6 protein-coding genes are annotated in these 7,208 nt (G+C 75.2%); 2 read left to right on the top strand and 4 right to left on the bottom strand.

Translation table 11 applies throughout. The annotated features are described in order from the left end of the window. Nucleotides 1-159: 159 nt before the first annotated feature. Nucleotides 160-861, top strand: coding sequence for an ABC transporter ATP-binding protein (locus ACIQOV_RS18940; RefSeq protein WP_401049801.1), 702 nt, complete (start codon nt 160-162; stop codon nt 859-861). Continuing rightward, nucleotides 858-3,239, top strand: coding sequence for an FtsX-like permease family protein (locus ACIQOV_RS18935; protein WP_401049798.1), 2,382 nt, complete (start codon nt 858-860; stop codon nt 3,237-3,239). The genes ACIQOV_RS18940 and ACIQOV_RS18935 overlap by 4 nt, the downstream gene beginning before the upstream one ends. 102 nt (nt 3,240-3,341) lie before the next feature. On the opposite strand, the gene ACIQOV_RS18930 is transcribed toward ACIQOV_RS18935, so the two are convergent. The 4 genes from ACIQOV_RS18930 to ACIQOV_RS18915 all read right to left on the bottom strand — a co-directional run bounded on the left by ACIQOV_RS18930 (nt 3,342) and on the right by ACIQOV_RS18915 (nt 6,750). Beyond that, the gene (locus tag ACIQOV_RS18930; RefSeq protein WP_401049795.1) at nt 3,342-3,857 is read right to left on the bottom strand and encodes a histidine kinase; all 516 of its coding nucleotides are present in this window, start codon (nt 3,855-3,857) and stop codon (nt 3,342-3,344) included. An 81-nt stretch (nt 3,858-3,938) separates the two neighbouring features. After that, complete coding sequence (locus ACIQOV_RS18925; protein ID WP_401049793.1) at nt 3,939-4,403, bottom strand: DUF6193 family natural product biosynthesis protein; 465 nt, start codon at nt 4,401-4,403, stop codon at nt 3,939-3,941. 220 nt (nt 4,404-4,623) lie between these two features. Further along, nucleotides 4,624-5,652, bottom strand: a complete 1,029-nt coding sequence (locus tag ACIQOV_RS18920; protein WP_401049791.1) for a JmjC domain-containing protein — start codon at nt 5,650-5,652, stop codon at nt 4,624-4,626. A gap of 51 nt (nt 5,653-5,703) precedes the next feature. Next, nucleotides 5,704-6,750: a cytochrome P450 gene (locus ACIQOV_RS18915; RefSeq protein WP_401049790.1), complete on the bottom strand. Its 1,047-nt coding sequence runs from the start codon at nt 6,748-6,750 to the stop codon at nt 5,704-5,706. Between the last annotated feature and the right edge of the window lie 458 nt (nt 6,751-7,208).

Here is a 7,208-nt window from a genome sequence, read left to right as displayed (position 1 = left end):
GGGGTGGCCGGTACTCCCCACGACTACATCGGAGGGATGACGCCGGCGCCCGTCCACCCGACGCGGTACGGAACCTGCGGCGGTCGGCGGACGCGGACCCGCGCCGCCCGTCCGTACCTTCGTCGCGGCACCAGACGGGAAGCGACGAGGAGCGGGGACATGAGCAGCGATCCGGTGATCGAACTGAGCGGCGTGAGCCGCCACTACGAGGGCGCCCGGGCGGCCCTGGACGACGTCACGCTGAGCGTGCGGGCGGGGGAGTCGGTGGCCGTGCTCGGCCCGTCCGGCAGCGGGAAGTCCACCCTGCTGAACCTGGTCGCCGGGCTGGACCGGCCCAGCGCCGGGACGGTCACCGTGGCCGGGGTGCGGGTGGACCGGCTGGGCGAGGCGGCCTCGGCCCGCTACCGGCGCGGCACGATCGGCATGGTGTTCCAGTTCTTCAACCTGCTGGACGACCTCACCGTGGCCGACAACGTGGTGCTGGCCGGCGAACTGGCCGGCGTCCCGCGCGCCGAGGCCCGGCGCCGGGCGGCCGAACTGCTGGAGGCGCTCGGCATCGACCGGCACACCCGCGCCCACCCGGGCCGGCTCTCCGGCGGCGAGCGCCAACGCGTGGCAGTAGCGCGGGCGCTGATGAACCGGCCGGCCCTGCTGCTGGCGGACGAGCCGACCGGCGCGCTGGACTCGGCCGCCGGCGAGGACGTCAAGGAGCTGTTCCGCGACCTGCACGAGGACGGGCAGACCGTCCTGCTCGTCACCCACGACCTGGCCCTGGCCGAGGACTGCGCCACCCGGACGGTCCGGATGCGGGACGGCCGGGTCGAGGCGGACTCGGCTTCGGCTCCGGCGGTGGCGTCATGACCGCGCTCGGCAGGGTCGTCCGGGCCGGTGTGCGCAGGCGCCGGACGCAGTCCGTCGCCGTCGGACTGGCCGCGCTGGTGGCCACCACCTGCTCCGTCCTCGGCGGCTCGCTGCTGGTCGCCTCCCGGGCCCCCTTCGAGCAGGCCTTCGACGGCCAGCACGGCGCCCACCTCACCGCACGCTTCGACGGCGCCCGGGCGAGCGCCGACCAGCTCGCCGCCACCGCGCACGCCCCCGGGGTGACGGCCGCCGCCGGGCCGTACCGCACCGTCACCGTCGACCCCGAGCCCGGCTCCGGCACGGACCTGCCGCCCGGGATCACGATGGCGCCGATGACCGTCACCGGCCGCGCCGCGGCCACCGCCGGGGTCGACGACGTCACTCTGCTCCAAGGGAGTTGGCCGCAGCAGCCGGGCGAGGTGGTGATCGAGGCCGGGTACGGCGACAAGCCCCGGCAACCGGGCGGCACCCTGCGGCTGCCCGGCCTGCCGGGCGCGCCCACCCTCAAGGTCGTCGGCTTCGCCCGTTCCGTCAGCCGGACCTCGGACGCCTGGGTGACCCCGGACGGCATCGCCGCCCTCACCGCACCCGGCAGCACCCCCGGCTACGAGATGCTCTACCGCTTCACGGACACCGGCAGCGCCGACGCCATGGCCGCCGACCGGGCCGCCGTGGCCGCGGCCGCCCCCGGCGGGGCGCTCACCGGTGCGCAGTCCTGGCTCACCGCCAAGCAGGGCTCGGACCGCAACACCGCCCTGTTCCTGCCCTTCATGGTCGCCTTCGGCCTGCTCGGGATGGCCATGTCGGTCCTGGTCGCGGGCAATGTGGTGGCCGGTGCCGTCGGCACCGCCACCCGGCGGATCGGCGTGCTCAAGGCGCTCGGCTGCACCCCCGCCCAGGTGGTGCGCGCGTACGTCGCCCAGGCGCTGATCCCGGCCGGCGCCGGCACCCTGCTCGGGGTGGTCGCGGGCAACGCACTGACCGTCCCGGTGCTCGCCACCACCGGATCGCTCTACGGCACCACCGCCTCGGGCCTCTCCCCCCGGGTGGACGCCGCCGTCGCGGGCGGCACCCTGGCCGCCGTCACCCTGGTCGCCTGGGCCGCCGCCGCCCGGGCCGGACGGCTGCGCACGGTGGACGCGCTCGCCGTCGGCCGTACGGCGGGCGGCACCCGGCGGGACGCGTTCGCCACCCGGGCCGCCGCACTGGCCGCCCGGCTGCCGCTGCCCCGCCCGCTGACCCTCGGCCTCGCCCAGCCCTTCGCCCGCCCGGCCCGCGCGGCCGGGATGCTCGCGGCGGTGCTGTTCGGCACGGCGGCGGCCGTCTTCGCGGTGGGCATGGGCGGGACGATGGGCTGGGTGCAGCAGGCGAAGACACGGGACGCCGGGGACCTCGTGGTGCACCCGACGCGCCCGGACGGCCCGCCCGGGGCGGGTCCGGCGGGCAGGCCGGTCCCGGCCGACCGGGCCGTCGTCACCGCGGCGCTGGACGCCCGGCCGGGCACCGCCGCGTACTTCGGCAACGGCACCGAGGACGTCACCGTCCCCGGGGTGGCCGGCACCACCACGGTGACCGCCTTCGACGGCGACTCCTCCTGGGCGGGCTACCGGATGGTCACCGGGCGCTGGTACCGGGGCCCGGGCGAGGCCGTCGCCCCGGCCACCTTCCTGACCGAGGCCTCCGTCGGGCTCGGCGACCGGGTGACCTTCACGAGCCACGGCCGGCCGGTCACCGTCCGGATCGTCGGCGAGGTCTTCGACCCGCACGTGCAGACCAACGAGCTGTTCACCGACGCCGCCGGCTACCCGTCCGGCACGGCCCCCAGGCCGGACTTCTGGGTCGTCAAACTGAAGCCCGGCACCGACCGGACCGCCTACGCCACCGCCCTCGGCGCCGCGCTCGCCCCGGAGCACATGACCGCCGACACCGGCGGACCGCACGGCTCCAGCGGCTCGATCGCTGCACTGAACTCGCTCACCGCCACCCTGACCGCGCTGCTGCTCGTGGTCGCCGGGCTCGGAGTGTTCAACACCGTCGTCCTGGAGATCCGCGAGCGCACCCGGGACACGGGCGTCACCAAGGCGCTCGGCATGACCCCGGCGCAGACCGTGGGCGTCGTCCTCGCCTCGGTGGTGCCGGTCGGGGCCGTCGGCGGCGCGGTCGGACTGCCGGCGGGCCTGCTGCTGCACGGCCTGACGGTGCCCGCGATGGGCCGCAGCGCCGGGCTGACCTTCCCGGCCTCCGCGCTGGACGTGTTCGGCACCCCGGTGCTGGTCCTGCTCGCCCTCGGCGGCGTGCTGATCGCCCTGCTCGGCGCCCTGCTCCCGGCCGTACGGGCGGCGCGGGCGCGCACGGTGGACGCGCTGCGGGCGGAGTGACGGCGGGGGAGTGACGGCGGGGGAGTGACGGCGAGGCCGGACGGGACCGGATGTCCGGTCCCGTCCGGTCCCGTCCGGCCCCGGCTCACGAGGCCGGTGCGCTCAGGAGGCCCCCGCGCCGTCCGCCTTCTGCCCGTCGGCCTTCTGCTCGGCCGCCCGGACCTGCTCGGCGAACTCGCGCGCGTCGATCCGCTCGACCGAGGCCCCGTGCCGGTCGGCCAGCTCGTCCGCCGGGGCGGGCGAGGACTCCCGGACCTCCAGCGCGAGCAGCGCCCCGCCGTCCGGCACCCGGGGCGAGAGCAGGATCAGCCCGGCGCCGCCCTCGCTCGCCTGGTGCTCCTCGGCCGCGTTGCCGATCGCCGCGCCGGCCGCGAAGCCCAGCAGCACGCCGACCGGCCCGCCGAGCAGCCCGATCAGGCCGCCCAGCACGCCCGAGCCGACGGTGGCCACCCCCGCGCCCCGGGTGAAGGTGTCCGCGACCTCCAGCAGCCCGTCGGCGCTGCGCTCCATCGCCGCCACCATCCGCAGGCCCGGCAGGTGCTGCGCCTCGTCGAAGGCCGGGCGCCAGGCGGCGGCGTCGGGGAAGGTCAGCAGGACGACGTTGTGCTGGTCGCTCATCGCGCTCCGATCGGGCCGGGGCCGCAGGTGGCCGGGCTTTCATCGTGACCCCCGGTGCGGGGCGCTGCCACCCCGGCGGCCTCAGCGCGGCCCGTCCGCCGGGTGGTTGAACACCGGCCCGAGGTCCGGCGGGAGGTGTTCGACCAGCAGCGCGACGGCCTCCTCCGGGGTGGCGGGCGTGCCGAGCACCCCGGAGCCGCCCGGGCCGTGGATCTGGTAGCCGCCGCCGTCCTGCGGCACGGCGAACGGCACGCCTGCGGCTGCCCACGGGAACGAGGTCGACAGGCTGAAGTGCAGGTTGTAGTGGCTGGTCCAGGGGAAGAGCCGGCGCAGCCGGGGCTCCGCGCGGGCGGCCTTCAGCAGGCGCACCAGGCCGTCGTTGCAGCTTCCGGGGCCGTGCCCGATGTCCTGCTGGAGCCATTCCCACGACAGGACGAGCCCCTCCCAGCGGGCCTCCGTGGCGGCCTCGGGGCCGATCGCGCGGGCGGCGGCGAGGTCCGGCAGGACGGGCTTGGGCAGGGCGCCTCTCTGATCATCTGATCGCATGGTGGGCAGTCTGCCCCAGCGCCCTCCGCAAAAGGGAAACGGTCGTCGGGCCCGTCCGCACGGCGGGCCCGGACCCGGCCCGGACCCGGCCCGGCGACGTCCGGCCGCCGGGCCGGGTCGGATCCCCGGATCAAACCTCGGTCGGCCCGACCAGGCCTGACTGACAGTCGGATCATCGAGGTGGATTCCTGCACCGGGCGGTCGCCGTCGCTGCCGCCGGCTACTCGGCGGCGCCGCGCAGCCGGCGCCAGGTGCGGCCGACGGAGGCGAGTCCGGTGCGTCCGTCGGCGGGTGCGCCGGACTCCCAGGTGCGGGCGGCCGCAGCGAGGGTCTCCACGGTCTCGGCCGGTGCCGCCGGTGCCGCCGGCGCCTGGGTGGTGCCGGTCCGGGCGGCGCGGGCGGCGCGCAGGAGGTCCGCCGGCCCGAGCGCGTCGAGCCTCGCCCGGGCGTGGTCGAGCAGGGCGGCGCAGGCGTCGGTGATCGCGGCCTCGCCGAGCGGACGGGCAGGCAGGCCGAGGCCCTCGGCCAACTGCCCTTCCAGGGCGGTGCGCAGGTCCTGCACGGAGAGGTCACGGACGGTCAGCGACAGGTGGGCGGACAGCCCCCCGGCGCCGACCGCCCGGTGCGCGAAGCCGCGCGGGATGTAGAGCACGCCGCCGGGTTCGAGCACGCCGTGCAGGCGCAGCGGGGAGCGCTCGTCCTCCGGGAGCTCGCCGAGCCGCCAGTCCGCCGCCGTCGGCGCGTCGTGGACGTACCAGGTCTTGCGCCCGGCGGCCTGGAGGACGAACACGTCGGCGTCGTCGCGGTGCACCGCGAGGCCCTGGCCGCCGGCCGGGGTGACGAAGAAGAAGGCCTCCACCCGCCGGTCGAGCTCCTCGGACAGCCGCGCCACCAGCTCGCCGGTCGGGCGGTGCCACTGGTCGACGCAGCGCAGCAGCAGCGTCGCCCCGCGGTGCAGCTGGGCGAGCACCTTCGCGCGGTCCGCGAAGCCGTGGTGCGTCGTGCCGTTGACGGTGCGCGAGGTGGTGAAGGCCTCGGGCGGGATGGTCACCTTGTCGGAGCGGACCATCTCCAGGTAGGGCGTGCGCAGCAGCCCGCCGTCGAAGGCGGCGTCCAGTTCGTCGAGGTCGAACGGCGCGGCCGACGCCTCCGGGGCCTTCCGGGGGAAGAGCGCGGGCTCGCGCTGCCACTGGCGGGCGGTGAAGCCGTCGACGTCGCCGACCCAGTCGGCCAGTGTGGGCGATTCCATGGTGTGTCCCGTGGTGTCAGGGGTGTTCGGTGGCGCCGGGATGCCGGGGCGTCAGGCTTCGACCCGCGCCTCGAACCGTACGGAGAGCAGGGAGCGCAGCGGCACCTGCGCGTCCTGCTGCGGGCTGCGGACGACCAGCCGGTTGTCCAGGGCCGTGGTCAGCAGCTGCTCGGCCAGCGGCACGATCAGGTGCTTGGCCCAGCAGCGGGCGCCCTCGAAGCCGAAGGGCATGAACCCGGGCGTCTTCTCCGGGTCCGTGACGCCGTCCCAGCGCTCGGGGCGGAACTCCAGCGGGTCGGACCAGTAGTCCGGGTGGCGGTGCATCAGCAGCGGGAAGAGTGCGACGTCGTCCTCGGGCCGGATCTCGGGGTGGAGTTCGGTGTACGCCGCGCCGCCGTTGCGGTACAGCATCCAGGCGGGCGGCAGCAGGCGCAGCGTCTCCCAGAGGACATTGGTGAGGTCGGCGCGGTGCTCCGGCCGTCCCCGTTCCGGTCCCATCAGCCACAGGGCGTTGCCGGTCAGCGCGGCCACGCCGTCGCAGAGGGTGGCCGTCGCCCGCCGGTACATCGCGACGGCCTGCTTGCGCTCCAGCGGGTCGTCGGCGTCGCGGATCAGCCCGGCGAGTGCGGTGCGGCCGTCCTGGTCGGCGGAGCCGGGCCAGCGGGTCACGGCGCGGTCGACGAGCCGGGAGAGGGTGTCGGAGCGGGTGACGCCGCGCTTCCACAGCAGCGAGACCGGCAGCGGGTCGGCGGAGAACAGCCAGCGACGCAGGTAGGAGGTGCCGGCGTAGGGCCAGGAGCCGGACATGCCGCGCGCCGGCGGCGGGGGCTTGCGGATGCCCGCCATGGCGTCCTGCCCCAGTGCGCGGATGGTGCGCGTCGCGCTGTCGTGGGGGATGTCGGAGCCGGCGGCGGGCTTGTAGACCGAGCGCTCGTTGGAAAGGACGGGGCGGGCCGCGACGATTTCGGCCATCAGTCGGGAGTCCGAGACGCCGACCTTCGCCGGGTCGATCCGGAACACCTTCTCGTCCCTGGCCAGTAGCTCCTGAATCCTCGGGGCGAACACGATGGAATGGCTGCGCGCGGTTGCCGTCGCCATTTCTTCCACGGGAATCCGGCCTCCAATGCGAAATGGCTGGTCAGTGCGTTCGGTACGGCGCGCGGGGGAATCCCGGACGCGCCGTGGCGCCGGCGGGGGCACGGCCGACCCGGGCCCCCGCCAGCGGCTGGCCACGTTAGATAACGTGCAGCACCCACGCGTGGTTCGCGAGGTCGTCGTTCTTCTTGAACTTCTTGACGAGCGCCTTGACCATCTTCATGACTAACTCTCCATTCCGGGGATTGGTGGGTGCGGCGATAATGCCGAACCCGAGCCATCAGAACTATTCGACATTCCGTTGCCGGAGGCCGAACCGGTTGATCTGTTCATGGACACTAACCGAAACTTCGCCGTCCGGACACCCCCTCGACAGAGGAATATGCGATCTCTTACGGGGTGTTGACGATCTATTCGATGGTCGAATCGTTATAACCCGTGGATATTCGCGGCGGGGGAGG

Origin of the sequence: Kitasatospora sp. NPDC091257 (assembly GCF_044757675.1) — a bacterium.
GTDB classification, from domain to species: Bacteria; Actinomycetota; Actinomycetes; order Streptomycetales; family Streptomycetaceae; genus Kitasatospora; species Kitasatospora lactacystinica.
Note: the sequence above shows the minus strand (reverse complement) of the source record. Positions and strands in the feature narration are given on the sequence as shown.